Origin of the sequence: Pseudomonas syringae CC1557, from assembly GCF_000452705.1 — a bacterium.
GTDB classification, from domain to species: Bacteria; Pseudomonadota; Gammaproteobacteria; order Pseudomonadales; family Pseudomonadaceae; genus Aquipseudomonas; species Aquipseudomonas syringae_F.
Map to the genome: position 1 here is coordinate 3,725,479 of NZ_CP007014.1, position 26,647 is coordinate 3,752,125.

Genomic DNA, 26,647 nt, shown 5'->3' on the forward strand with positions numbered 1-26,647 from the left:
GCAGAATTGGCGCACTCGTCGTATCGGGCACGCAAATCTCGATGACAGGAAAATGAACCGAGGGAATTAAATTCACCTGTGCAACGTCATATGACGGATGCATCTGGATGCACTCGGCAACAATCACCACGCAAAGGCAAACGCCAGCCTCTTGATAGAGGCGTTTTCAAGAGGCCATCAAGGAAAAGATTATGTTGATACTCACTCGCAAAGTAGGCGAAAGCATAAACATTGGTGACGAAATCACCGTCACGATTCTTGGCGTTCAAGGGCTGCAGGTCCGCCTGGGCATCAACGCGCCAAAAAATGTGTCTGTGCACCGCGAAGAAATCTACAAACGTATTCAGGCAGAACTGGCTCCAAACCAGGACCCACAATAAATCCTGCCAACGCCTTATTCAATGCAGACCTGCCAGTTTTTGGCGGTTCTGTCGTACGGCGCCCCTGGGGCGCCGTTTTTTATGTATGGCGTAAAGCACGATCCGGTTTCCTTGAATGACCGTCAGGCCTGTAGCAGATAACAGAGCGCAGTGATCACGATGAAAGGCTGTTACACCCCTGAACTTTAAGACACATACTGTTACAGCCATACAGCCAACGCGGAACCAACTTGCAACTTCAACACAACGAATGCTCAGATTACCGTCAGTCTTTTCAATCACTCTTTTTTGAAACTTCTGGCCGCATGAAGGGTATGAACAGTCCGCCTTGCAGTGTGAAGTGTCAAACTAGCCATATTGAGAAGACTGCCTTGTGCATCGACTTGCAAGTTCATGATTTGAAGGGTGTTGTTATTTTCACACCCCATTCTGTTATGTCACGGGTGACAGGCCGAAAGCGAAAGTCTTTTCTGGTCGTTACCGTTAAAAACCCCTCCCGGTATCGACAGCTTAAAAGGAATAACAGGGTTCGACATGCGCATCCCTTTGCGGGAAGAAATCGTCAACCGGCCGGAAAGACAGCGCACACAGGGCAGACATGAAAAGGCCCCTGTCAGTGAAGACAAGGGCCTTGAGCTACCTGCACGCATTACCACTGCCAGCGGCGCTGGCGCGGGCTCAGGCGGTGCGGTAATTGACCTGAACCATTCCGTCATGAGCAAGCCCGCTACGGAGCTTGGCCACCAGATCGGAGATGTCACGACTGTTCTTCAGGTGGTTCAGCGAAATACCTGTTTCCAGCAATTCCACTCGTCCGGATGACGGGTCCTTGACCTGCACCGTCATCGACTGATCGTGTGCAATAGTGCAAGTACACTGCAAAGGCAGGAAAGCGCCTTCGACAATGCTGCGGAGTTCCAACGTAGACAATCCACTGGCAATCATTTCTATCTCCTTATGTGTAACACTCAATCGAACAGTGGTCGCTTGCGTTTTTTTGTTATTAATTGACGCTTTAACGCAGCCAGCAAAGGCTTGCCAATTATCCGTCGCCACTTGCCTGATTCTTACAACCGTTATACGCCTAAAGCAGACAGCCAGGCAACTTGTACGCGTAAATATAAACAGCGCACTTATAAACAATCATTGACAGCGTTAATAGAAAAAACGATTCACCTTACTGTTATTCAGTGCTCAGTCACATGACAGGGATCAATCCACATAAAAGTGCCTTCGCTTTTTAAAAAAAGCGCGACGAACGGTCGGTGGTTTCATGCGCGAAACGTCAGGAGGGATTGCATAGCGACAGCCAGGTTCTCACCTGGCTGCGATCAGAGCAATGGCTCAGCTCACTGGTCCCTGCTCAGACCCGGAAAGACGCAAATGGATCAATGCCACGCGGGCGCCTTGCTTGTCACGCCGCTCTTCGATGGCGTAAGGGCGAAAACCCATTCGCGGGTAGAACAAAAGCCCAGGCACATTATGGTTGTAGCAGGAAGCAATGAGCTCGGTGGCTTCATGCTTGTCGAACGCGATGCCCATCATGGTGGTGATCATGTAGCGCCCTACCCCTTTGGACCGGGCTTTTGGCGCAATGATCACGTTGCCCAGTGTGCAACGCCCGCGGAAATGGCATTGCGCAAAATTGGCAAACCCTACGACTTCGCCATCCATCTCGATGACGGTCGAATCGTGACGGGTCTCCAGTGCATCGCGCAACTGCGAGGCGTCCAGCGGATAGGTCGCTCTGGGGAACATATAGAACAGTTCGTCGGCGTTCTGGGGCAACTCGCAGACCGCGGGAATGTCTTTTTCTTCCAGGGGGCGGTGATTGAACATAAGGCGGTAACCTCTTGAAGAAACTGAAAAAACCGTAAGTGGCAGCGTAGGTAAGCCAGCGAATCGAGCGTCGGCAATGACAAAATCAAAGCGCTCGTGCTGCCACAGCATAATCCCCGGCTATCTAAAAGGGCTACCTCCATAACAAATTGTGCTAATGAGTGGCTTTGTTGACACTGCTGTTCCGCCAGCGCTGCAAGGTATTGACGTGTCGGGAATAATCGTCGCAGTGCGCAGTGAGTAAGTCAGGCACACCTCCCGGCGAGCTTGAGGAACAAGGCAACGCTTTACCGAACAGCGCAATATCCTGTAACCGATGTTTCACGGCTCGTCTTGCAACCCGAACGCATAACCGGCATTTATTTCACTTTACTGATGGGAACACTCATTTTATGCCGATCTCACCCATGGCTCGCTTCAGGGCCCGTCCGCTTCGATGGATCTGCGTTGCGGCGATGCTTCTCGGGCTGCCGGTCGGCTGCTCGGTACTTGAACATAAAGAGCGGGAACTGGTGTTCAGGATCGAGCCCGGCACGGCCAGCTGGTACAGCGGGCTGCCTGCCGATGTGCAGGAGATTGAACTCAGTACCCCGGCATTCGGCACAGCGCAGAACATTCATGCATGGTGGTGGCCGGCAGCGGACAAAAACGCCCCTGCGGTGCTGTACCTGCACGGCTCACGCTGGAACCTGACCGGTCAGCTGTTTCGTATCCAGCAGCTCAAGGCACAGGGCTTTTCGATACTGGCGATCGATTACCGGGGCTTCGGTCAAAGCATGGGCCAGTTGCCGTCCGAAAAATCCGTGTATGAAGACGCACGCATTGCCTGGGCACGCCTGAAGCAATTGCAGCCTGACCCGCAGCGCAGGCTGATCTACGGCCATTCTCTGGGCGGGGCGGTAGCGGTGGATCTGGCTGCCGAACTGGGCCAGGACGCAGAGAAAGACCACACGCCCATTCAGGCTCGCGGACTGATCATAGAGTCGACCTTCACCAACCTGGCCGATGTCGCCACTGCACTTGCCAATACGTCGTTGCCAGTACGCTGGTTACTGTCACAGAAGTTCGACTCGCTGGACAAGATCGCCGACATTCACATGCCGGTACTGATCGTCCACGGCACTGACGATCGCTACGTGCCCTCACGCTTCAGCGAGCAGTTGTTCGAAGCGGCCAGAGAGCCGAAAAAACTCTTGCTGGTCCCCGGTGGCACGCACAACAACAGCATGCAACTTGGACAGCCGGCCTACGGCCAGGCCATTCAGACACTGCTCAAGAGTCCTGCATCGCTGCCGCAAGTCAGCGGGCAGGATCAGGTCCCGCAGAACGCCGGTTAGACAGCTCAACGCATGGAACAGTAATCTGGCAGGCCATCACTCAAGGACTGTGCAATGAGCGCCATTGTCGAGTATTCAGACCTGCATCACCGCCTCCCCGTTATCCAGCTCTGGAAAACAGTCTTCAACGACACCCAGCCACATAACCGCCCAGGCCTGTCTATCGACAAGAAACTGGCTGTCGCGGATCAACTGTTTTTCGTGGCGCTGGTGAACAGTGCTGTAGCCGGGACCATTCTTGCCGGCTATGACGGCCATCGTGGTTGGCTGTATTCGGTTGCCGTAGATCCGCAACAGCGTGGCAAGGGTCTGGGGTCAGCACTGGTAAAACACGCCGAACAGGCTTTGATCGAACGTGGCTGCGTGAAGATCAACCTGCAGATCCACACGTTCAATGAAGCGGTGCAGGCTTTTTACAAGACGCTGGGATACACCCAGGAGGCGATCATCAGCATGGGCAAGCGGATTGACGGCAACGTCGCCGTGCCATCCTGAGCCATCGGCGTCCCGCTCGGCGATCAATGAAACCGGACACAGAGTGATTCATTTATTTACATGAGAATTAATATCAAATTACAATTATTGCTATTAACGTCCTGACAGAGCATCTCCCTTGAGCACCTCCTCCCAACGCACTCGCCGTAACGGCCCTTTTCTGCTGTCTGCACTGTCGCTGGCGATGCTGTCCAGCGGCACCTTGAGCGCCGCAGAAACCGCCGTGCTGCCCGCCACGCAGGTTTCTGCCGTCGCCACCGAAGGCCAGGAAGGCTATAGCGCAAAGAGCACCAGCACCGCGAGCAAGAGTGATGTTCCTGTCAAGGAGGAAGCTCAGTCGGTCAACGTCGTAACGCCACAGACCATCGCCGATTACAACGTGCGCTCGCTGGACGATGCCATGAAGTTCGTCAGCGGCGTCAGTCAGGGCAACACGCTGGGCAACACCAAGGACTCCTTGATGAAGCGCGGTTTCGGCAACAACGACGATGGCTCGATCCTGCGCGACGGCGTGCGCTCGGTGGTGTCGAAGAACTTCGGCGCGACCACCGAGCGCGTCGAAGTGCTCAAGGGCCCGGCCTCGTTGCTCTACGGCGCGATGGACCCTGGCGGCGTGATCAACGTGATCAGCAAGCAGCCGCAATATGTTCAGAGCACGACCCTGAGTGGTTCTTCCTACAGCGAAGGCGGCGGCAGCCTTGGCATCGACACCACCGGCCCGCTGGGCGACTCGGGGCTGGCCTACCGACTGGTGGCCGAACGTCAGAGTGAAGACTACTGGCGCAACTATGGCGTTGATCAACACACCCTGATCGCGCCCTCCCTGTCATGGACCGGCGAGCGCGCAAGCCTGACGCTGGCCTATGAATACAACGATTACGTCAGCCCGTTCGACCGTGGCACTGTCTTCACTAACGGCCATCCGGCCGATATCAGCTACAACAAGCGTCTGGACGAAAAGTGGGCAAACACGGTCGGCATCAGCGAAACGGCGACCGCGCGGTTCGAGTACCAGCTCAGCGATGACTGGAAAACCCGTCTGACCTACGGCTGGAACAACGACCGCTATAGCCTTTCGATTGCTCAACCCAGCACCCTGTCGAGCAGTGGCGTGCTGCGTCGTCAGGCCAATGGCGGTCATTACGATTACGAAACGCGTTATGCCAGCTGGGACTTCATCGGCAAGCAGGACATTCTTGGTCAGCAACATGATCTGCTGATCGGTGCCGAGCAGGAAGACTCCGATAAATATCGCGGCAAGACCTATCGCAACACAGCCCAGAATGGCTTCAATATCTTTTCGCCCAGCTATGGCAGCCTGGCCGAGCCCAGTGTTGTCAGCGCGGCCAACAGCAACCTGAGCAATCAGTTGACGTCTTCTTCGGTCTACCTTAAAGACAACTGGCACCTGAATGACCGCTGGATTCTGGTTCTCGGCGGCCGCTATCAGCATTATGACCAGTACATCGCCCAAGGCACCGGCGCCAGCCGCAACACTAATCTGGACAAAAATGACGATATATTCCTGCCGATGGCGGGTCTGGTGTTCAAGGTCAATGAAGACCTCTCGTTGTACGGCAATTACAGCCGCTCCTTCGTGCCTAACCAGGATGTGAACGACGATGGCACCACCTTCGACCCGGAAGAAGGCCGCAGTTACGAGGTCGGTGCAAAATACACGCTGGCACCGGAGCTCAACGTCAACCTAGCCGTGTTCGACATCGAGAAGAAAAACGTCGTGACCACCGTCGCTACCGGCGTCAGCGAGGCGGCTGGAAAGGTGGGTTCGCAGGGCGTGGAACTGGACGTGACCGGCCGCATCGCCGAACGCTGGGACATGATCGGTACCTACGCCTACACCCATACCGAAGTGCTCGACGATCCGAAAAACGAGGGCAACCGCCTGAGTCAGGCGCCGAAACATACCGCCAGCCTGTACCTCACCCATCACCTGCAAATCCCGTCCGGGCTGGGCGAGTGGCATGCCGGTGGTGGCGCGCGCTATGTCGGCGAACGGGCTGGTGACAACGCCAACACGTTCTACATGAGCAGCTACACCGTGGCCGATGCCTTCCTGCGCTGGGATGTGCCGATGGCAGGTTATAAAACCCGTCTGCAATTGAACGTGGATAACCTATTCGACAAGCAGTACTACCCGTCCAGCACCGACAGCCCGTTGCAGGTCAACGTGGGCGAACCCCGCACCGCACGCCTCAGCGCCAGCGTCACGTTCTAGGCTCTGTACGTAAAGTGGCTGCGCTCGGTGATGCTGCGTTAAAAACAGGCTCGTGCGCGAGTCCGATCGGAATGCTCATTTACAACACGTAGAGTCGGGGTCCTCGCCTGTTTTTGCCTTGCCTGACCTTCGCTCGCCGACTTTTCGTACAGAACCTAGGTTGGCCCGGGAGAGCAGGCCAACGGCTTGCTCTGTTTAACGCCTGGCCGTTCAGGCGTTGATTGCCTGCCATGCCCGCAATCAGAACTTCATTCTATAAAAGCTGATTAGCGTTTCACTGGCATGGATGTATTCGATCCTGCCGATGAAGGCGCTTTTCTCCAGCCATTCATTAGCGCCCAGGGAGACCTGAAAGCGCGGCGTACAGGTGCATTGGTAATGGCCTTCGCTGATCGGCCAGATGCCGTTTTGCAGTTCCTGCTGCCCCGCTTCATCCATCAGCAGCACGCCCCTGCTTTCAACATTGATCAACTCGCCCAGTTGCGTGATCAGTGTGAAACGAGTGTCCAGAAAAATCAGTTCGGCCGACAGCTCGACAAGCGAACTGCTGCCGCTGGAGAGTACCGACCCGCTGATGAACTCACCGCGAAATTCGCCACCAAGGATCATGCTGTTGCTGCGCAGGCCATCGCTGCATATGCCCATGAGCACAGGAACATCTGTTTTCAGAACGACGGTCAGTACTTTTTCGAGCACGGGCGCTAACGCATGTCCACGAAGAGCGCCTTTCACGGGTTTCTTGAAATCGATGATATTCATGGACCTGTTAACTCCATCGTTGAGTACATTCTGACAATGCAGGGTCAATTGGCAGAATAAAGAGGGCGTCCATCTATCAGCGTTTATCTGGGCCTCCTTTTCCAGTAAGCTCCACGGAGTCGACGGAAATCGTACCGAACGGTTCAGTTCCAGTCTAGAGAATTTTTGTGCTTACTGTACCGAACGGTTCACCAAGGGATTAAGGATATACATGAAGGTGCGTACTGAAGCTCGCCGCGAAGCCATTATCGATGCGGCTGCAAGCGTCTTTCTCGAAATGGGCTACGAGCGCGCTTCGATGAACGAAGTCACCAAGCGAATGGGCGGTTCCAAAGCAACAATCTACAGTTACTTCCCTTCCAAGGAGGTGCTGTTCATCGCGGTGGTCAACAGGCTTGCAACAGCCCATCTGGCGGAGGCTGTTTCCGAGCTCGCGGTCCGCGACGATGCAGAGATTGAATTGAGGACGCTGTTCACCCGTTTTGGAGAACGTATGTTGATGGTGCTTATCAATGACGATAAAGCACTCGCCGTTTATCGGATGGTGGTCGCTGAATCAGGGCATTCGGATATCGGCATGATGTTCTATGAGTCTGGCCCCAGCGAGTGCCTGCAGACCGTTGCCTCGCTGATGACCCTGGCCATGCAGCGAGGACAGCTTCGCGCCACCGATCCGCACATCGCGGCGTTGCAGCTTACCTCGCTGTTGACGGCGGAAACCGACATTCGCCTTTACCAACAGGCACCCATGCCGCTAAGCATCGAAGAGATCCACGCCATGGTCGAGCGCGCAGTGGACACATTCATGTTGGGCATGGAGAAACGCTGATAGCGAGCTGGAGGCATTCCACTTGTTGACCATGGCTGCAACATCTTGAAACATTTAGTCACTCTTCTGCAGACAAGTTAATTCATTTGGGGGCGATAGCCTTTTGCCCCCAATGGAGTAACACCAATGATCCTGCGAAAACTCAACCTTGCCCCACGCTCGGCACTTTGTTTCGGCGTTTTCTGCCTGATGATCATTGCCTTGGGTTTACTTGCCTTGCGCCAGGCGGCGGAACTCAACGCCGCCGAAAAATTTATCGAGACCAACGTGCTGCCGAGCATGAAACTGCTCGCTTCAATCGATCGAGAGTTTGTCAGTATCCGAGGCAACAACGCCCGCGTACGAAACCCGATCGAGCCGCAGGATCGAAAGACCAAGGCGCTCGGCGACATCAAACAGTCACGCTCGCTGACCGCCGGTTATTCTGATGCACTAGGCAAATTGATCGTCACCCCGCAAGGGCGTCAGGCATTCGATGAACTCACTAAAGCCAGTTCCAACTATCAGACCGCACAGGATCGCTACCTCGCGTCGGTTGCCGCTGGTGACCTGGAAACGGCAGTGGCGATATCCAACGGCGAGATGAAAAGCGCAGCCGATCAGGTTGAAATCACACTTAAGAAGCTCATCTCGGTCAACGACTCCAAAGCGGAAAAAGCAGGCATTACCGCAGACACTGCCTATCAGCAAACCCTATGGCTGGTGGGTATCTTCATCGCAGTGGGCGTGCTCACCACCCTGCTCCTCGCCTGGATGTACACCCGCAGCCTGACCGGGCCGATTGGCGAATCGCTGATCATCGCGCAACGTATTGCTACCAATGATCTGAGCAAGGACATTGCACAGGATGGCACCGATGAGGCGGCGAAACTGATCTCTGCACTGGCTTCCATGCAAACCAACCTGCGCAGTGCCCTGACGTTGATTGGCGACTCTTCCACACAGCTGGCCGCCACGTCCGAAGAAATGCATGCAGTCACCGAAGATGCCTCACGTACCATTCAGCGTCAGACCAACGAAATTGAAATGGCCGCTACCGCCGTCAATCAGATGAGCGCGGCGGTCGAAGAGGTGGCCAGTAACGCAGCATCGGCATCGGAAGTGACTTCGCAATCCAGTACCGCGGCCATGGCCGGGCGTGCGCAGGTCGATGAAACCGTCACCGCGATCAACCTGATGGTCTCCAAGGTGCAGATCACGTCGACAGAAGTGCAAGGCCTGGCGGTCATGGCCACCGACATCAGCAAGGTCCTGGATGTGATCCGCGCCATCGCCGAACAGACCAACCTGTTGGCGCTGAACGCGGCAATCGAAGCCGCTCGTGCTGGAGAAGCCGGACGAGGTTTCGCGGTAGTTGCAGATGAGGTCCGGGCACTGGCGCACCGCACTCAACAATCGACCCGGGAAATCGAACAGATGGTCGGCTCGATTCAGACCGGCACCGGCAATGCCGTGACAGCCATGGAGCAGACCAGCGTGCAGGCCCAGAAGACGCTGGAAATGGCCAACGGTGCTGGCAAGGCGCTGCTTGAAATCACTAACTCCATCAGCCAGATCAACGAACGCAACCTGATGATCGCAACCGCCGCCGAAGAGCAGGCCCAGGTTGCACGTGAAGTCGACCGAAGCCTGGTCAGCATTCGTGACCTGTCCAGTCAGACGTCCGAAGGTTCGAATCAGACGGCTATCGCCACCGCCGAATTGTCGACACTGGCATCCGGCCTGAATCGCCTGACCAAACAGTTCCGCGTGTAACCATTGTGTGCCGGAAAGCCCGCTTTCCGGCACTTACTCTCCAGGACCTGCAATCACTTCCCGGCGCAGGCGGTCAACATCGGTAAGGTCATGCCGACCGAGATCGAAACGTCCATAGATGGCAGAAGCAGAAAGACCAGTGGCAGCTGATCGACCGGCAGGCATTCAGCTTCCAGCTCTCAACCTGTTGGCCGGAGCAAACGAGACCCCTCACTGCTGCGTGCCAAACATCGCTGTCCAGTAAATGCCTGCATCGCTTTTAGGGTCCATTGCATAGGCCGCACCCAGTTCGCGAAAACCGGGGTTCATGAGATTGGCACAATGACCTGGGCTGACCAGCCAGCCGTCAACCACCTTGCGTGCGGTGTCCTGACCAGCTGCAATATTCTCTCCGACCTGCTGACCGACATACCCGGCCAGCTCGGCGCGGTCGCCCGGCGTGCGGCCTTCCCGATCCTTGTGGTCGAAGAAGTTATTGTTGGCCATGGCCTGTGAATGGCTCTGCGCAGCGGTGCCCAGGGTCAGGTTCCAGGCCAGTGGCGTGGTGGCTGCATAGGATTGCGCGCCGCATTGACGCGCCTGGGTGCGCGCCGTGTTGATCATCTCCAGAACCTTCTGCCCCTCGGCCTGCCAGTCGCCAAGACGCGAGGCCACCAAAGAACGCGCCAGCACGATGCGCCAGTCCCGCCCTTCCCGGCTCACACCGATATCGACGAATTGCGGGTCCAGCACTACCTGGCAGAAGCTTTCCTGAACCGCCTTCATGGCGGCCGCAGCATCGCGCGGACCGGACAGGCTGATCGCCTGCACGGTGACCATCGGGTAGGCCGCCCGGGCCAGTGACTGCTGCAGATCGAGGTTGCCGTTGGCCGGCAGGACCAGTCGCGTATCCGTCACCAATGGCGGCAATTCCATGGACACCTGCTCGCCACAGCGTTGCGCCTGACCCCGATAGGCGTTGAGGGTGTCGACCAGTTGCGTCTCTTCACTGGCCAACACAGCGTTGGCACACATCATTCCAAATGACAGCAATGACAGGCGCAGAACGAAGGTAATGACAGGCATGAAAAGTCTCTCTCGGGCTGATTACGCCTATGATGCGCGAAATCACCCGGTCAAGCGCAACGCCTTTTTCGTTCTGCCGCGAATTCCGTCGCCTGTTCAAACCCGCAAATGCGCCAGACCAGAGTCCGGCGGCCACGACTCAAAGCTTGAAGTTGGCAACCAGCGTATTGAAGGATGTTGCCAGACGCGACAGTTCCTGGCTGGAAGCGCTGGTCTGATTAGCCCCCGCCGCGCTCTGCGTCGAGAGGTCCTGAATGTTCAACAGATTGCGGTCTACTTCCCGAGCCACTTGGGCCTGCTCTTCGGAGGCCGAAGCGATGACCAGATTGCGTTCGTTGATGGTCGCCACGCCTTGGGTGATCTTTTCCAGCGCCGCACCGGCACGTAGCGCCAGATCCTGAGTATTGGTGGCCAGCGACAGACTTTTGCCCATCGCCGCCACAGCACCGTCGGCGCCGGATTGCACGGTGCTGATCATGCCTTCGATCTCGACGGTCGAAGCCTGGGTACGGTGGGCCAGTGCCCGGACCTCGTCAGCCACCACCGCAAAACCGCGCCCCTGTTCGCCGGCACGCGCGGCCTCGATAGCGGCGTTGAGCGCCAGCAGGTTGGTCTGCTCGGCAATGCTGCGAATAACGTCCAGTACCTTGCTGATTTCGCGCACATGCCCGGCCAGTTCGGAAACGGCACCGGTAGACTGAGTGATCTCGTGCACCATGGTAGTGATGCCTTTGACCGTGTGATCAACCTGACCACGACCATCAACTGCATCCTCGGTAGCGGTCTTCGAGGCTTCGGAGGTCGACACCGCATTACGCGCCACTTCCTCGACAGCGGCAGTCATCTGGTTCACCGCCGTAGCCGCCTGCTGGATTTCGTCGTTCTGGCGAGTCAGCCCGCGCGTGCTCTCATCGGTCACTGCGCTCAGTTCCTCGGCTGCGGAGGCGAGCTGGTCGGCGGCACTGGCAATCTGCAGAATGGTACTTTTCAGACCGGTCTGCATGCCGGACAACGCGTCAAGCAACTGCCCGGCCTCATCACCACTGGTAGAAACGATCGGCTGAGTCAGGTCACCACCGGCAATGCGCCGGGCACTTGCAACGGCCACCGCCAATGGACGGGTGATCATGCGGGTGATAAAAACGCCCAGCATGATCGCCACCAGAAAGGCAATCACCACACCTGCCTCCAGCATCAGCACAGAATTGGCCTTGAGTTCGGCAGCCGCCGCCGCGCCTTCCTTGATCTGGCGTTTGTTGGAATCGATCATGATCCGCAGGTAACCGCGGGCCTTGGCGAAGCCATCCGCGGAAAGCGTGTTAAGGCGGGTACGGGCGTTATCCAGATCGCCAGCGCTCATTAATTCGACCACCTGCTGAGTGCCCGCTATATAAGCAGGCAGTATCTGCTCAAGCTGATCACCGGCGGCGCGCTCGTCATCTTCCAGGGGTGTGGCGCGGTAGGTTGCGAAGACTTTCTGCGCACGTGCAAGGTCGTCGCCCAGCGCCTGACGAACACGTTCCTTGTCTGCCTCGGGTACGCCCCCCTGCTGCGCATCCAGCAAGCGGTAAAGGCCACGGTTGTGCGCCGTGAGACTGGAGAGCGTCTCATTGGTATTACCTACCGATACCAGATTATTGGAAAAAGTAAGCTCAAGTGCATTGGCCAAGCGTGTAACACCCGTCATACCCAGGCCGCCCACAGCCAGCGTGATCAGTGCACACGCGATGAACGCAGAAAGAAGCTTGGTCGAAAACGTTAACTGACGCAGGAAATTCATGAGGCTTACCCGAGGATGATGAGGGCTGACATTGGTGCTGAACTGACGTGTCAAACAGCGATGATGTCATAATGACTTCACCTCAAATGGATCGTTCAGCCGTCCCCGGGTTTATTTAAAAAAAATTTGACAACCGCAAAAATCGCTAAAGTCGAATGAGAACAAAGTGCACATTGCTCTGATAATCATCCAGCTGTCAGTGCAACCGGAACGCCTTCGTGGTCGTACCAGCGAGACGCTGACCGGCAAACGCCTTGGCCTGGCGGGTCAGTTCATCGAGATGGCGATCACGCTGTTCCTCCGCGTCGAGCATCGCCTGCTCGCCATGCTGTTTGAGCAAATAGGCATGAATCTGTCGCACCTCCACCGAGCTGTAGATAGGTGCGATATCCATCACCGCCAGCAAGCCGTCAGTGCCATGGTCCCGGGTATTCATGATCACCTGCGGCCCACGTGCGCCCAGCACCTGATAACCCTGTGATTCGAAATACGGCACCTTGTCGACTGCGCAATACAGCTCGGCATGCGGATAACGAGCGACCATTTTTTCCAGCATCGAGCTTGCAATGCCTTGACGACGGTGGCTTTCGCGTACTGCCATATAGGCCACGGCACACGCCTGTGGATCGTTCTGTACCGGCAGGTAAAGTAGAAAACCCAACACGATCTCCGGATCGTCATCATCCAGCGCAACGATCAGCTCGACGGTCAGACTCTGTGACCCGTCCATGGCGTTCAGGTAAAGATGCACCTCATAGCCCACGCCATACTGATAAAGGTTGTACAGCGGGTTGCTCGGCACAATGGCGACCAGGCTGATGTCGGTCACATAATCGACAACCATTTGCTGAATCTGGCTGCGGATAAACTCCGGTGGCGGGGTTTGGAGCAGCATGACGGTGGACATAGGACGGCGGACTCCAGAATATGAGGATTGCCTGCTCAGGCTAGCGGGACATGATAACGCTTCCGGGTGCGCAAGGCCGAGTCGGTATGCTCTGGATTAATCAGTGCTATAAACAGACGATTTCATCCCGCAAATAAAACATCAAATAGCCACTACTCAATAGCTTTCTTAAGCGATATCCGGTACGCTCGTTCCATATCAAAACACAGACTTGCCGAATGGCCACGTGACAAGGAAGTTGGTAATCTTTTTTATGTAACGGTCATGTGCTGAAGAAATAACGCTTCTAATTAACATCGACATTCAATAAAAATCACTTTACTTTCATACAGATAGAAGACTAGCAAACTACCGACTGCGGCTTTATGCCATGATTCTGACTGATCGCTATTTCAACTATTCTCAAAAAGAGAAGCGGTTCTGCGCACTTTCGCTCGCATTTATTTCAATCAACCCGATGCATTTTTATAATCACAGTTTTGCCCTCGCCCGCTTAAAATTATTTCGCCTACTAAAAAAATATGAGGGATTCAAAATGCCGTTATTAAACTGGTCCAGACACATGGTTCGTTTAACTGCAGTCGGACTTATCAGTATGCCGGCCGCCTACGCAGCCGACACCCTGACTCGCGACAATGGCGCCGACGTCGGCGATAACCAGAATTCCCAGACAGCAGGCGCCCAAGGGCCGGTCCTGCTGCAAGACGTGCAGTTGCTGCAAAAACTGCAACGCTTTGATCGCGAACGCATCCCGGAACGCGTTGTTCACGCCCGCGGCACTGGCGTCAAAGGCGAGTTTACTGCATCGGCCGACATCAGCGACCTGAGCAAGGCAACGGTCTTCAAATCGGGCGAGAAAACCCCGGTATTCGTGCGTTTCTCTTCTGTGGTCCACGGCAACCATTCGCCTGAAACCCTGCGCGACCCCCACGGTTTCGCTACCAAGTTCTACACGGCCGATGGCAACTGGGACCTGGTGGGCAACAACTTCCCTACTTTCTTCATTCGCGATGCCATCAAGTTCCCGGACATGGTGCACGCCTTCAAGCCTGACCCACGCACCAACCTCGACAACGATTCACGTCGCTTCGACTTCTTCTCCCACGTACCGGAAGCCACCCGTACGCTGACCCTGCTGTATTCCAACGAAGGTACGCCAGCAGGCTATCGCTTCATGGATGGTAACGGCGTGCATGCCTACAAACTGGTCAACGCCAAAGGCGAAGTGCATTACGTCAAGTTCCACTGGAAGACGCTGCAAGGCATCAAGAACCTTGATCCAAAAGAAGTCGCTCAGGTTCAGTCCAAGGACTACAGCCACCTGACCAATGACCTGGTCGGCGCGATCAAGAAAGGCGACTTCCCGAAATGGGATCTGTACATCCAGGTGCTGAAGCCTGAAGACCTTGCCAAGTTCGAATTCGATCCTCTGGATGCCACCAAGATCTGGCCTGACGTGCCGGAGAAAAAAATCGGCCAGATGGTACTGAACAAGAACGTCGACAATTTCTTCCAGGAAACCGAACAGGTCGCCATGGCTCCGGCCAATCTGGTGCCAGGCATCGAGCCTTCCGAAGACCGTCTGCTGCAAGGTCGTGTGTTCTCCTACGCCGACACCCAGATGTACCGCCTTGGCGCCAACGGTCTGAGCCTGCCGGTCAACCAGCCTAAAGTTGCGGTGAATAACGGCAACCAGGATGGCGCGATGAACAGCGGCCACACCACCAGCGGCGTGAATTACGAGCCAAGCCGTCTGGAACCACGCCCATCCGATGACAAGGCGCGCTACAGCGAACTGCCGCTCAGTGGCACCACCCAGCAGGCGAAGATCACGCGCGAGCAGAACTTCAAGCAAGCTGGCGACGTGTATCGCGCCTACACCCCGAAAGAGCAGACCGACCTGGTGCAGAGCTTCGGCGAGTCGTTGGCTGACACCGATACCGAAAGCAAAAACATCATGCTGTCGTACCTGTACAAGGCAGACCCTACCTACGGCACTCGGGTAACCGAAGTGGCAAAAGGCGACCTGGCCAAGGTCAAGTCGCTGGCTGCCAGCCTGAAGGACTGATGAGCTGAAGTCCCGTCTCGGTGCCTTGTGCACCGGGGCGGTTCCAGCCAGGAGAACGCCAGTGAAAAACCTCATCTACGGCTTGCTGCTGTTTGCCGCAACCGCCAGCGCAACGCAACCTGCTCCGCCTCCAGAACTCAATGCCGAACAGACCGCCAGCCAGCTTCGCACTCTGTTCTTCGATGCCTCCCGTGAAGGCAACAATCCGATGCTGGACACCTTCATCGAAGCTCATTACGACCTCAACGTGCGTGACCCGCAAGGCTACACCGGCCTTATTCTGGCCGCCTATCACGGCCATGAAGACGCAGTGGTTCGGCTTATCGACGCCGGTGCGGATCCCTGCGCCAAGGACAACCGCGGCAATACCGCGCTGATGGGCGCCATTTTCAAGGGTGAACTGAGTATCGCCAAGCGTCTGGTGCAGGCTGACTGCGGCGCTAACCTGACCAACAATGCCGGGCAGACGGCAGCCATGTACGCGGCCCTTTTCAAACGCACCGAAGTGCTCAAGGAATTGACCGACAAGGGCGCGGACCTGAGCCTCCGTGACAGCATGGGCAACGACGTGCAGGGTTTGTCCAAAGGCGAATTTCAGGCACCACCCACACGCTGACATCGGTCGGCTGGTACTTTTCAACGGCGCGCAGGTCCGGTGTTAGCCTGCTTCTGAGGCCTGCGCACGCATCTGCAACCAGTGATCCGCGACCTGCCCCATGTCTTTGGGTTCGCCATTCTTTATCCACGCCATGAATGTTCGATCAAACCTGAACAGCGGGCCGCACTGTTCGACCATGAAACGGCGCACGTTCTGCGTGTTTCGATAGTGCACGTCCACCGGAGTGTCACGCGTGATCAGGTCAGAGTGCCAATCGAATGCCATACATAGCTCCTGTGCGGTCGGTTTGAGAGGACTCGTTTATATATAACGGAATGTCGAAACAGTCACGATGCCGGAGTGTGCCTCACTCCCCCGCAAACGGCACCAGCGCATCCAGCAACCATGCCCCCGCAGGCCCCAGGCTGCAGTGGAACGACCAAATGACATCGACCGCCGAGCGACGTGGCCAGCCGGAGACTTTCAGCTCCTTCAACAGTCCGCCCGAGTAGCGCGATACCAGCCAGCGCGGCAGTGCCGACCAGCCGAAGCCGAACGCAGCCATGTCCATCAGCAACAGATAATTCGGCGCTGACCAGTGCCGGTGACCGCTGGTCGGCAGGTCGTCGGTCGGGATGCTGTGCTCGACCAGCGTGTTAAGGCGCAATGCGCGATAGCGAGCCAGTTGCTGGTAATCGACTCGTTCCAGCGCGGCGAGTGGATGCTTGTGCGAAACGAACAGACCGAAATCGGCACTTTCACTGATGGTCGCGTGGCCAATCTCCGGCGGGTAGCTGGCCTGTGCCGACAACAGCCCCAGCGATGCTCTACCCGATTGCACCAGGCTGATCGCATCACCGTGCTCGGCAAACACACACTCCATTTCCAGCTCCGGAAAACGTTGGTCCAGTTCGGTCATCAGCCGCTCGAAATCCGCGAACTGATTGGCATCGGACAACACCAGCGTCAGCCGAGGCTCGACACCCGCTGACAGACGCGCCGCAGCACGGCGCAGGCGATCGGAGGCGCACAGCAAATCATCGACGCGACCGAGCATGACCCTCCCCGCCTCGGTCAAGACCGGTTGCCGCGACGAACGATCAAACAACTCCAGCCCCAGATCGATCTCCAGCCGGGCGATGGCTTCGCTGATGGTCGACTGGCTCTTGCCCAGGCGGCGCGCAGCAGCGCTGAACGAACCCAGTGCGGCAATCTGGACAAACGCTTCCAACGCTTCGGGGGAATAACTCATGACAGTCTCTTATCGGTTTTACCGATGGGAATGATTTTCAGGTTAACGCAAACACCGATGACAATGCTGCTACGAATGGATATCAAGGACTGCCCGATCATGAATCACAGCAAACAGCCCGGCGAACAATCACTCGCAGTACCGCACAAGTCCATCCGCGAACGTGCGCTGCATGCCACCCTGTTCGAAATCGGCGGCGTGATTATGGTCGCGCCGCTGCTCGCCTGGCTGATGGACCATTCGCTGACAATGATGGGCCTCATGACCGTGATGATTTCCACCATCGCCATGCTCTGGAACATGCTCTACAACGCCCTGTTCGACCGCTTCCGGAAACGCTGCGGCGTCGCCATGAACCTGATGACCCGCGTCCTGCACGCCATGGGGTTCGAAGCCGGACTGATCCTCGCCGTGGTGCCACTGGCTGCATGGTGGCTGTCGATCAGCCTGCTGCAAGCCTTCCTGCTGGACATCGGCCTGCTGCTGATGTTTCTGCCGTACACCCTGCTGTTCAACTGGGGCTACGACACGTTGCGCGAAAGGCTGGTCGAGCGGCGTACGGCCAGATGTGAAGTGCTTTGAAACCGATCGTGAGCGCTTCCAAGCATCAACGTTATAGATTAACTGCATAAGCCTTTCTCACTGGATTATCCCTCCGCCCCCAGAGCACACTGTGCGCCTCTGACCAACACGGCAAGGACTCCGCCCCATGACTGAAATAATAAAACTGGCCGCGTTCAGCGATGGAGACCGGGGCGGCAACCCGGCAGGCGTGTGGATTGGCGATTCGCTGCCCGATGAGGTAGTCATGCAGCAGATCGCCGCCGATGTCGGTTTTTCCGAAACTGCTTTTGCCGCCCCTGTCGAGAACGGCTGGCGGGTGCGTTACTTTTCGCCGCTGGCCGAAGTGCCGTTCTGCGGGCACGCGACCATCGCGCTGGGCGCGGCGCTGGCGATGCAGCAAGGCAACGGCGTGTTCAACCTGACACTCAATCTGGCGCAGATCACGGTCGAAGGGCATGCTCAGGGTTCGCTGACGTCGGCAGCATTACAGTCACCGCCCACTTTCAGCAAAGCGGTCAGTGCACCGTTGCTGGAAGAAGCCCTGGCTCTGTTCGGCTATACACATCACGACCTGGATCAGCGCATCGCGCCAGCGCACATCAACGGCGGTGCCGGGCATCTGATTCTGGCGCTGAACAGTCGTGCTGCGCTCAAAGCCATGCATTACGACCAGCAGGCCGGACACGAAGTGATGGTACGTGAGGGCTGGGCGACCATTTTGCTGGCCTGGGCAGAGACCGATCAACTGTTTCATACCCGCAACCCTTTTGCGTTCGGCGGGGTTTACGAGGATCCGGCTACGGGTGCCGCCACGGCAGCACTGGGCGGCTATCTGCGCGATATCGGCTGGCCGCACGGCGGGCTCATCGACATCCTGCAAGGCGAAGACATGGGCAGCCCTTCTCGCCTGCGCGCTGAAATCCCGGAGCAACCGGGCAGTTCGATTCGGGTCTCCGGGATGGCGCGCAGGTTATAACCGCGATCAGGTCCTGAGCTTGCTGCCGCCAATTGCCACGCCCAACAGCATCACGGCGACGATCATGAACGCCAGCTCAAGGCTGCTGATGTGGGCAATAAAGCCGATTGCCGCAGGACCGATCAGAATCCCGGCGTAGCCCACGGTGGTAATCGCCGGGATTGCCACACTTTCCGGCATGGTTTTCTGCCTGCCGGCTGCGCTATAGCACACCGGCACGATGTTCGAACAGCCAGCCCCCACCAGCGCGTAACCCAGCAGCGCGGCCTGCCAGACCGGGATCAGCGTGGCGACGGCCAGACCGGCCGCAGCACACAGGCCGCCCAGAATGATGACCCGGTTGGAGCCGACCCGCCTCACGATCGCATCGCCAAACAGCCGCCCGAGGGTCATGGTCGCGGCGAACACGGCGTAGCCCAGCCCGGCATAGGACGCTTCGACGCCACGCAAAGAGGTCAGGAACACCGCGCTCCAGTCGAGCATCGCACCTTCGGCCAAAAATACCGTGAAACACAGCAGGCCGATAAACAGCACCACGCCACGCGGAATCGCAAAGGCGGGGCCATCGGACGAACTGCCGTAAGGCAATAGATTCGGCGTCGCTTTCGCCAGTGCGGCCAGCGTCAGCAACACCACAATCAACATCGCAGCAAATGGCGAGATGCCCAGGCTGAGCAGGCCAGCAACACCGGCAGCGCCGACGATACCGCCAAGGCTGAACAAGCCATGAAAGCCCGACATCATGGTCTTGCCACTGGCACGCTCGACAATCACCGCCTGCACGTTGGCAGTGCAATCCACCCCGCCCATACTCGCGCCGAACAGAAACAGAATGGCGATCAACAGCGGCAGACTGGATATCGTCGCCAGCAACGGCAGGCACAGACAGATCAACAGCGTTGAACAGACCAGCAACCGCCGACAGCCGAAGCGCGCTGCCAGCGCGCCCGCCAGCGGCATCGAAATGATCGAACCCACGCCGAGGCACAGCAACAGCAGGCCGAGCGTACCCTCATCAAGCCCCATCCGCTGTTTGACGTAAGGCACCAGCGGCGCCCATGACGCCACACTGAAACCGGCAATGAAAAACGCAATACGCGTCGAAGACTGTTCCGCCCGAGCCTTGGCATCCTGGGCTGCGGTGCTGAAAGAGGTCATGCATGCTCCTTTTAGTAGGGTCGTATTGTTCCGAGTCGAAAACCTGGTATTCCAGAAACAAACAAGGTTAATATAATTATGATACACAATCGACTCAAGTTCACTTTAAAGCTCGTTCAACATGAATAATCCTTTAATTCAAAATTGGCAAAAAGCCAGCAAAAACAACGGACATCCGAAAAAGCCGTTAAAAATCAAAAGCATTCTACAGTCTCTTAATAAACCTAATACGAAAGCATAATTTTTATAACCTTCTTTTATATCTTTTCGATCTACACCCGTTTATTGCCATGCGTAAAGCGCTGGGTTAGATTCACTCCAGCACTCAGTTAGTGCAATTAGCCGACGAGATTTTACTTTGTGATTCCTCAACGAATCACTGAATAGTCGGATATCCAGGAGGATCAATGTATGAATACTTGCTCGACCGAAACATACCACCCTCTGCTTAACGCAACGCATGAGTATTTCGCAGGCGCACTGACCCTCCCCATAATCAGTCAGAATGCTAAAGGCCTCCAGCCTCCACGTTTTTCGCCCCCCCTTGATCACCACTCCTCTGTCCTTACGTGCCATGCACGTGATCCCCTGTCCCGGACAAAGAATGGCGCCGACCTGACAACGCTCGTCACACGTTGTTCTGCAACACCGCGTGGCAGCCCTCGCTTGCAGAGTGATGCAACACCCTAGGGCATTGCTGCACAGCCCTACCCGCTCAAAACGAACGCTGAACTCACTCGGTTTGCCCACCCGGCAGCCCGTTACGGAATTCGTGTACGCGCTCGTTCTTATTTTCCGATGAAGAAACATCTAACTTTTCAAGACGGAGATGATTATGACTGGACTCAAAGTTGGTATCGTTGGTCTCGGCGCACAGATGCAGGAAAATCTACTGCCCACGCTACTGCAAATGCCGGATATCCGCATCGTCGCGGTCTGCGATAGCGATCGTGGCAGGGCCGAACAAATCAATCGTTTCGTATCCAATGTAATGATTACGGACAATTTCGACGAGATGCTTGCATCTGCAGAGCTCGATGCCGTCGTCATGGCCTGTCCGCCCCAGGCCCACCGCGATCTTTCGTTCAAAGCGATGGCCAAAGGCGTGCATGTTTTCGTTGAGAAGCCACCGTGCTTCACCCTCGCCGAACTGGAAGATCTGATCGCTGCCAGTCGCCGGTCAAACGTGATTACTGGCGTTGGCATGAACTTCAAGTTTGCCAAACCCATGCGTCAGTTGCGCCAGATGACCAGTACCGAACAATTCGGCAAGATCGTGCACATTCAGCTCAATCACTATGCTAGCAAGCCCACCTCCCCACTCTGGGGCCTCGACTCGACGTTACGGTCATTTTTACTCGCGCAAGCCATTCACACGATTGATCTGGGCGTCACCTTCGGCGGCGGCGAGCTGCGCGATATCGAGTCCCGAGTGCAACGCCACGGCGACTCGCTGCTGGTGAGTCTGGAGTTACAGTTCACGACGGGCGCCAGCGTCAGCCTGCTTAGCGGCACCATGTTCCCCTACTTCGAATTCGACATGAAGATCGTCAGTTCCAACTCGATGATGGTCGAGCTCAACAACCTGTGGAACATCACCATGCACGAGCCGGAACACGGCACCAGCGCTACCGGCCCGGCCAAACGCTGGAGAGGTGCGTGGCAGCCGGGGCCGCTTGATTCCGGGTATGAACGCAGCGGCTACTTTGGCGAACTGGAGCAGTTTTTCCATGCCGTGCGCACCGGCACCTCTTATGAGGCCAGCTTCGAAAGCCTGCGGCCCACCTACGAAGTCATCGAAAGCATCTGCAATGCAGACGCCGTCGCCCGACCAGACCTTGCGCTTAGCGCCTGACCGTACGCCAATCCAAGCCCTGTTTGCGGAGCCTCAACATGACCAGTCTTTCCAGTGCTGTAACTGCTCGACCACCTGTGTCTGATAAATATCGTCCGTCGTATGCCGACGACCTGCTGACTATGCAACTGACGCTTGAACGCCCGCTGTCGGGCACCAGCGATGTAGTCGGTGAATACGAAGAAAAACTCGCCGCCTGGTTCGAGGCGCAGCATGCAATTGCCGTATCTTCCGGTGGCGCAGCGCTCAGCGTGGCCATCTACGCATCGGGCGTGGGGCCTGGCGACGATGTTCTGCTGACGCCCAGCTGCCCGCTGTGCACGATCTACCCGATCATCGCTGCCGGGGCCAATCCGATATTTGTCGACACCCGCAAGCACGGTTTTGGCGCTGACCCCATATCGATAAAGGCCCGGATAACACCACGCACCAAGGCAATCATCGATATCCCGATGTGGGGCTATCCGACGGAAGTCGACGAGTTGCGCACGCTGACCCATGAGCTGGGCATCAAGCTCATTCTGGACCTGGCGCACTCCCACGGCACAACCCTCAAAGGCCGTCCGCTGTCGCAGTTCAGCGACCTGTCCTGTTTCAGCACCCATGAGCGCAAGCCACTGGCGACCGGAGAAGGCGGTTTTATCCTCACCGATGATGATGCGCTGGCACAACGCTGCCGCGATTACAGCCGCTTCGGCAACCTCAATGGCAAAGACTTCGGCCTCAACTACAAGCTCGCCGCGTTACCTGCGGCCCTGGGTGGCAGCCGCCTGGCGTCACTGACTGAGCAGATCAATAAACGCAGAGAGAACGCCGCCTATTTTCTTGGCCAGCTCGACCACAGCAAGGTTCGGGAGAAGAAAATCATCGAGGGTGGCCAGCCGAACTATTACTTCCTCAACCTGGAACTGCATTTTGCCGACAACCGTGCGTTCATCGATTACCTGGATGACGCCGGCATCCCGTCCGATATCAAGCGCTACGGCTGCAAGGCGCTCTATGAGTTTCCGGTCCTTGCGCACTACCGCAACGAATGCCCGAACGCCGAGGCATTGCTGGCAGGCATGACGACGATTCCGGTGCATCCGGACATTACCCTCGCGGAGCTGGACTATATGGCTGATCGTATCAACCAGTACGGTGCCGCGTAATGACTGAACCACTCGATCGCTCACAATTGGATCGGCATTTCACCGCGTCCGGATTCGTCTTGAATCCGGACCGGAAGATGCTGTTGTTGCATCACCGCAAGCTGGGCGTCTGGCTTTATCCGGGCGGCCACATCGAACAGGGAGAAACCCCGGACGTCGCAGTGCTCAGGGAGATTTTCGAGGAAACCGGCATACATGCCGAACTGCTCGGCGAACGCGATGAAGAGCTGGCCGATGTCGAAACCGACGTCACCGTGCTGCATCAGCCGTATCGAGTGCTATGCGAATACATCAACGACAAGCGCGGCCCGCACTACCACCTGGACCTGATTTATGTCACGGCAACCAGCCTGCGCGCCTGCCCGGACGATAGAGAGGTAGAACATGCGAGGTTCTTCAGCCTTCAGGAAACCGCAGACCTGAAGATGTTTCCCAACTTCCGGCGCATGGTAGACCGGGTCTTTGCAGACGATGCGCTGTGGGATCTGGTGGGGATGAAGGTGTCACCATGAACCTTCGGACCGTAACCCAGAAGGGGCCGATGAATTCGATCGATGACCTGCGCGAGCTGGAGCGGGCATTGGCGTCGGGGCTGACAGGCACCTCACCGATTGTCGAAGAGTACGAAGCAGCGCTGGGTGCGCTGTACGGCATCAGGCATGTGATTGCCGTTTCTTCGGGCGCGGCATCGGTCACCGCGGCACTGGCCGGTGTCGACTTTCAGCCGGGCGACGAAGTCATCGTTGCTCCGACCGGCCCGATCTGCACGGTCTTGCCGATTCTTTCGCTGGGGTTGGTGCCGGTGTTCTGCGATGTTGCGCCGGACAGTTTCGGCCTTGATCCGCACGACCTGCAACGCTGTATCAGCACGCGCACCTGTGCGGTCATCGAAGTACCCATGTGGGGCTATCCGATTCGCTCGGATGACACCTGGAAGCTTCTGCAGCAAACCGGCATTACCCTGATTCAGGATCTGGCCCACGCCCACATGACCCGGTTGAATGGCACCTGGCTCGCGCGGCATGGCGATATCAGCTGTTTCAGTACTCATGATTGCAAGTTCATGTCGACCGGAGAAGGCGGCTTCGTAATGACCGATGACGATGTCCGGGCCAGACGTATCCACGCCTACACCCGGTTCGGCAATCTGGCGGGCGAATCGCTGGGCATCAACCTGAAACTGGGCGGCCTGCAGGCAGCCCTGGGTCTGGCACGCTCACGGCAGCTTTACGCGCACCTTGAACGGCGTCTGAGAAACCGCGAGCGGCTTCTGTCGCTGCTCGACAATCCGGCTTTTCGCGAGCTGCCGGTGATCACTGGCGGAGCGGTCAATGCCTATTCACTGCTCTTGCAATCGGTGGAGCATGACGGCCGCCAACTGGTGCACTACCAGCAACGACATGGCATCGAATCGGACATCGGCAAGTATGACAACCAGCCGCTTTATCAGCTGCCGCTGCTGACCCGGTATCACCGCGACTGCCCCAACGCTGCCAGATTGTTGCGTTCGCTGACGACGGTGCCACTGCACCCGAATCTGCCGGACGACGATCTGCACTACATCGCCGAGGTGCTCAATGGCTACTCTCCAGGCTGAAACGGCCCGCCGCACGGACCATGCGGTGGTAATCGGCGGCAGCGTCACCGGCTGCCTGACCGCCGCCGTGCTGGCGCGCCGTTTCAAACGCGTCACCGTGGTCGAGAAAGGTGACTTTTACGATGAGACAGGACCGCGCCAGAGCATCCCGCAGGAGCATCACGTGCATCTGCTGCTGTTGCGCGGCAAGCAGATCATGGAGCGGATATTTCCGGGACTGCTAAGTGCGCTGGAACAGCACGGCGCTCAGGTAGCGGACCTGGGGCACGACGTGAAGTGGTATCAGCGCGGTCGCTGGAAAAACCGCTATCGCAGCGGCATTGAGGCTCACTATTGCAGCCGCAGACTTATCGACAATCAGTTGCGTCGCTGCCTGACGACAATACCGCAGGTCACCGTTCTGTCCGGCACGCGAGTGATGCGCATGGCGTTTGCCGATGCCACAGATTCACGGCAGGTGAGCGGCGTGGTCATCGATGACGGCTCGGGCGAGCGCAGTCTGCCTTGTGACTTGCTGATAGACGCCAGCGGCCGGGGCACGCACATGCCCGCCTGGTTGAAGGACGCAGGCTTCGGTGTCGTGCAGAACAGCGTGGTCAAGACCGAACTGGGTTACGCATCGCGCATCTACAAACGGCTCCCCGCCTACGCTGCACAATGGCAAGTGCTGCTGGTGCTGCCCACGGCCCCGACCCAGCGTTCGATGGGGGTCATCAGCCCCATCGAGGGCGATCGCTGGATGGTGACCACCGGCGGCTGGTTCGGCAATTTTCCCGGCAAGGACCCGGACGAGTTCCTGCACGCACTGGCCCGTCTGCCGGTGCCAGACATCCATGACGTCATTCGCGAGGCCGAGCCTTTGTCAGAGGTCTTCACATTCAAGATGCCTGGCAGTCGCCGCACTCATTACGACCTGCTCGCACGCTGGCCAGAGGGCTTGCTGGTAGTGGGCGACGCCTTGAGCAGCATGAACCCGCTTTACAGCCAAGGCATGACCATCAGCGCGCTCGAAGCAGATTGCATCGACAATCACCTTGACGCCTTGCTCGACGGATCGCTCGCTTGCCACACGCTGCAAGGCTCGCTGTGTGCAGTGGTGGACGGTGCCTGGAACATGGCCACGACCGAAGACTTTCGCTTTCCGGAAACCTCGGGGGAGCGCACCTGGCGTACACGTTTCGACCATTGGTACGGCGCCGCGCTGGGTGAGCTCTCGGCGAACAATCGTCGCGCACTGGAAACGCAGATCGGTGTGACTAATCTGGTGGTAGAGCCAAGCAGGGTCTATGCACCAGCCATTGTGTCGCGTATCGCACTCAACGCCCTACTTCCTCGGACTACTCGACAATGATCGACGATCCTCTACATTTCTCCGGCATCGAACACGTGGTATTCGACTGGAACGGTACTTTGATCGACGACATCGATCTTGCTGTTTTCGCCGTGAACCGCTGTGGCGAGCACTTTGGTGTCGCGCCCATTACCGCTGAACAATACCGAGCCAGGTTCGATTTCCCGATTGCCGGTTTCTATGCGGCGCTTGGCTTCGATCTGGAGCGCGTGCCGTTCTCCAGCATTGTTCAACACTACCTTGAGCACTTTGACGCAAACGTCGCCCACTGCCCGCTGCAACCGGGCGTGATCGAGCTTCTCGATGCGGCGCGACGGGCGGGTATCGGCGTCTCGATCCTGTCGGCGTCGCACTGTGACGTTCTGGTCCAGACCCTTCATGCAAAAGGTCTGCATGACTGTTTTGAACACGTCGTGGGGCTGAGCCATAACCAGGCCACCAGCAAGACGGCCGAGGCTGTCTTGCTGCAAAAAACCTTGGGCACACCCGCCTCACGCACCCTGTTCGTCGGCGACACACTGCATGATTTCGATGTGGCCGGCGCAGTGGGCTGGTCGCCGGTACTGGTCTCTACAGGCCACCAGGACAGTGAGCGTTTACGCCTCAGCGGCGCGCCGCTGTTCAGCAGCCTGGGCGACCTGCTGCAACGTTTTGCACCCACGCACGAACGGTGCGCCAAAACCGGGAGTGCCTGA

25 protein-coding genes and 1 pseudogene are annotated in these 26,647 nt (G+C 57.3%); 16 read left to right on the forward strand and 10 right to left on the reverse strand.

Going from position 1 to position 26,647, the window contains the following annotated elements; all coding sequences use genetic code 11:
• Positions 1-191 precede the first annotated feature (191 nt).
• Positions 192-380, forward strand: coding sequence for a carbon storage regulator CsrA (gene csrA, locus N018_RS16375; RefSeq protein ID WP_002554157.1), 189 nt, complete (start codon positions 192-194; stop codon positions 378-380).
• A gap of 678 nt (positions 381-1,058) precedes the next feature.
• On the opposite strand, the gene N018_RS16380 is transcribed toward csrA, so the two are convergent.
• Together N018_RS16380 and N018_RS16385 are read right to left on the reverse strand one after the other, a co-directional pair.
• On the reverse strand, positions 1,059-1,325 hold the full coding sequence (locus N018_RS16380) for a DUF1652 domain-containing protein (protein ID WP_025390230.1): 267 nt from the start codon (positions 1,323-1,325) through the stop codon (positions 1,059-1,061).
• 399 nt (positions 1,326-1,724) lie between these two features.
• The gene (locus N018_RS16385; protein WP_024644016.1) at positions 1,725-2,219 is read right to left on the reverse strand and encodes a GNAT family N-acetyltransferase; all 495 of its coding nucleotides are present in this window, start codon (positions 2,217-2,219) and stop codon (positions 1,725-1,727) included.
• Positions 2,220-2,611: 392 nt separating this feature from the next.
• Here N018_RS16385 and N018_RS16390 point away from each other — a divergent pair, with 392 nt between their 5' ends.
• From N018_RS16390 to N018_RS16400, 3 genes are all read left to right on the forward strand, one after another.
• Positions 2,612-3,556, forward strand: a complete 945-nt coding sequence (locus tag N018_RS16390) for an alpha/beta hydrolase (RefSeq protein WP_024644015.1) — start codon at positions 2,612-2,614, stop codon at positions 3,554-3,556.
• Between the two features lie 54 nt (positions 3,557-3,610).
• The gene (locus N018_RS16395; protein ID WP_025390231.1) at positions 3,611-4,051 is read left to right on the forward strand and encodes a GNAT family acetyltransferase; all 441 of its coding nucleotides are present in this window, start codon (positions 3,611-3,613) and stop codon (positions 4,049-4,051) included.
• Positions 4,052-4,169: 118 nt separating this feature from the next.
• Positions 4,170-6,287 carry a TonB-dependent siderophore receptor gene (locus N018_RS16400; protein WP_025390232.1) on the forward strand — a complete coding sequence of 706 codons (2,118 nt, stop codon included), beginning with the start codon at positions 4,170-4,172 and terminating at the stop codon, positions 6,285-6,287.
• Positions 6,288-6,527: 240 nt separating this feature from the next.
• Here the strand turns inward: N018_RS16400 and N018_RS16405 are convergent, their stop codons facing one another.
• The gene (locus N018_RS16405) at positions 6,528-7,046 is read right to left on the reverse strand and encodes a DUF3237 family protein (RefSeq protein ID WP_024646287.1); all 519 of its coding nucleotides are present in this window, start codon (positions 7,044-7,046) and stop codon (positions 6,528-6,530) included.
• A gap of 211 nt (positions 7,047-7,257) precedes the next feature.
• Here N018_RS16405 and N018_RS16410 point away from each other — a divergent pair, with 211 nt between their 5' ends.
• Positions 7,258-7,875, forward strand: coding sequence for a TetR/AcrR family transcriptional regulator (locus N018_RS16410; protein WP_024646286.1), 618 nt, complete (start codon positions 7,258-7,260; stop codon positions 7,873-7,875).
• Between the two features lie 126 nt (positions 7,876-8,001).
• Complete coding sequence (locus N018_RS16415; RefSeq protein WP_025390233.1) at positions 8,002-9,630, forward strand: methyl-accepting chemotaxis protein; 1,629 nt, start codon at positions 8,002-8,004, stop codon at positions 9,628-9,630.
• 210 nt (positions 9,631-9,840) lie between these two features.
• On the opposite strand, the gene N018_RS16420 is transcribed toward N018_RS16415, so the two are convergent.
• The 4 genes and pseudogenes from N018_RS16420 to N018_RS16430 all read right to left on the reverse strand — a co-directional run bounded on the left by N018_RS16420 (position 9,841) and on the right by N018_RS16430 (position 13,382).
• Entirely contained in the window at positions 9,841-10,695 is an 855-nt protein-coding gene (locus tag N018_RS16420; RefSeq protein ID WP_024646285.1) for a CAP domain-containing protein, read from the reverse strand.
• 139 nt (positions 10,696-10,834) lie between these two features.
• Positions 10,835-11,698, reverse strand: coding sequence for a methyl-accepting chemotaxis protein (locus N018_RS28660; protein ID WP_418903485.1), 864 nt, complete (start codon positions 11,696-11,698; stop codon positions 10,835-10,837).
• Between the two features lie 42 nt (positions 11,699-11,740).
• A pseudogene (locus N018_RS28665) lies at positions 11,741-12,475 on the reverse strand (MCP four helix bundle domain-containing protein); the annotation flags it as partial.
• Between the two features lie 196 nt (positions 12,476-12,671).
• Positions 12,672-13,382: a GNAT family N-acetyltransferase gene (locus N018_RS16430; protein WP_025390235.1), complete on the reverse strand. Its 711-nt coding sequence runs from the start codon at positions 13,380-13,382 to the stop codon at positions 12,672-12,674.
• Between the two features lie 562 nt (positions 13,383-13,944).
• On the opposite strand from N018_RS16430, the gene katB reads away from it, so the two are divergent.
• Positions 13,945-15,450 (forward strand): catalase KatB, encoded by a 1,506-nt coding sequence (gene katB / locus N018_RS16435; RefSeq protein WP_025390236.1) that lies wholly within the window; start codon positions 13,945-13,947, stop codon positions 15,448-15,450.
• Between the two features lie 61 nt (positions 15,451-15,511).
• A complete protein-coding gene (locus N018_RS16440) occupies positions 15,512-16,066 on the forward strand; it encodes an ankyrin repeat domain-containing protein (protein ID WP_025390237.1) in 555 nt (184 codons plus the stop codon).
• Positions 16,067-16,108: 42 nt separating this feature from the next.
• On the opposite strand, the gene N018_RS16445 is transcribed toward N018_RS16440, so the two are convergent.
• Both N018_RS16445 and N018_RS16450 read right to left on the reverse strand, forming a co-directional pair.
• A complete protein-coding gene (locus N018_RS16445; RefSeq protein WP_025390238.1) occupies positions 16,109-16,333 on the reverse strand; it encodes a DUF6434 domain-containing protein in 225 nt (74 codons plus the stop codon).
• A gap of 82 nt (positions 16,334-16,415) precedes the next feature.
• Positions 16,416-17,300, reverse strand: coding sequence for a LysR family transcriptional regulator (locus N018_RS16450; RefSeq protein WP_025390239.1), 885 nt, complete (start codon positions 17,298-17,300; stop codon positions 16,416-16,418).
• A gap of 99 nt (positions 17,301-17,399) precedes the next feature.
• Between N018_RS16450 and N018_RS16455 the strand changes: the two genes are divergently transcribed.
• Both N018_RS16455 and N018_RS16460 read left to right on the forward strand, forming a co-directional pair.
• Complete coding sequence (locus tag N018_RS16455; RefSeq protein ID WP_038401853.1) at positions 17,400-17,882, forward strand: multidrug/biocide efflux PACE transporter; 483 nt, start codon at positions 17,400-17,402, stop codon at positions 17,880-17,882.
• 127 nt (positions 17,883-18,009) lie between these two features.
• On the forward strand, positions 18,010-18,840 hold the full coding sequence (locus tag N018_RS16460) for a PhzF family phenazine biosynthesis protein (protein WP_024646277.1): 831 nt from the start codon (positions 18,010-18,012) through the stop codon (positions 18,838-18,840).
• 6 nt (positions 18,841-18,846) lie between these two features.
• Here N018_RS16460 and N018_RS16465 read toward each other — a convergent pair whose 3' ends face one another.
• The gene (locus N018_RS16465) at positions 18,847-19,998 is read right to left on the reverse strand and encodes an MFS transporter (protein ID WP_024646276.1); all 1,152 of its coding nucleotides are present in this window, start codon (positions 19,996-19,998) and stop codon (positions 18,847-18,849) included.
• Between the two features lie 835 nt (positions 19,999-20,833).
• On the opposite strand from N018_RS16465, the gene N018_RS16470 reads away from it, so the two are divergent.
• The 6 genes from N018_RS16470 to N018_RS16495 are packed head-to-tail and all read left to right on the forward strand — an operon-like array spanning position 20,834 to position 26,647.
• Positions 20,834-21,853: a Gfo/Idh/MocA family protein gene (locus N018_RS16470; protein WP_024646275.1), complete on the forward strand. Its 1,020-nt coding sequence runs from the start codon at positions 20,834-20,836 to the stop codon at positions 21,851-21,853.
• 38 nt (positions 21,854-21,891) lie between these two features.
• Positions 21,892-23,004 (forward strand): DegT/DnrJ/EryC1/StrS family aminotransferase, encoded by a 1,113-nt coding sequence (locus N018_RS16475; protein WP_025390241.1) that lies wholly within the window; start codon positions 21,892-21,894, stop codon positions 23,002-23,004.
• A complete protein-coding gene (locus N018_RS16480; protein WP_024646273.1) occupies positions 23,004-23,516 on the forward strand; it encodes an NUDIX hydrolase in 513 nt (170 codons plus the stop codon). The genes N018_RS16475 and N018_RS16480 overlap by 1 nt, the downstream gene beginning before the upstream one ends.
• Positions 23,513-24,601: a DegT/DnrJ/EryC1/StrS family aminotransferase gene (locus tag N018_RS16485; protein ID WP_038401370.1), complete on the forward strand. Its 1,089-nt coding sequence runs from the start codon at positions 23,513-23,515 to the stop codon at positions 24,599-24,601. Before N018_RS16480 ends, N018_RS16485 begins: the two co-directional genes overlap by 4 nt.
• Complete coding sequence (locus tag N018_RS16490; RefSeq protein ID WP_025390243.1) at positions 24,582-25,952, forward strand: FAD-dependent oxidoreductase; 1,371 nt, start codon at positions 24,582-24,584, stop codon at positions 25,950-25,952. Before N018_RS16485 ends, N018_RS16490 begins: the two co-directional genes overlap by 20 nt.
• On the forward strand, positions 25,949-26,647 hold the full coding sequence (locus N018_RS16495) for an HAD family hydrolase (RefSeq protein WP_025390244.1): 699 nt from the start codon (positions 25,949-25,951) through the stop codon (positions 26,645-26,647). Before N018_RS16490 ends, N018_RS16495 begins: the two co-directional genes overlap by 4 nt.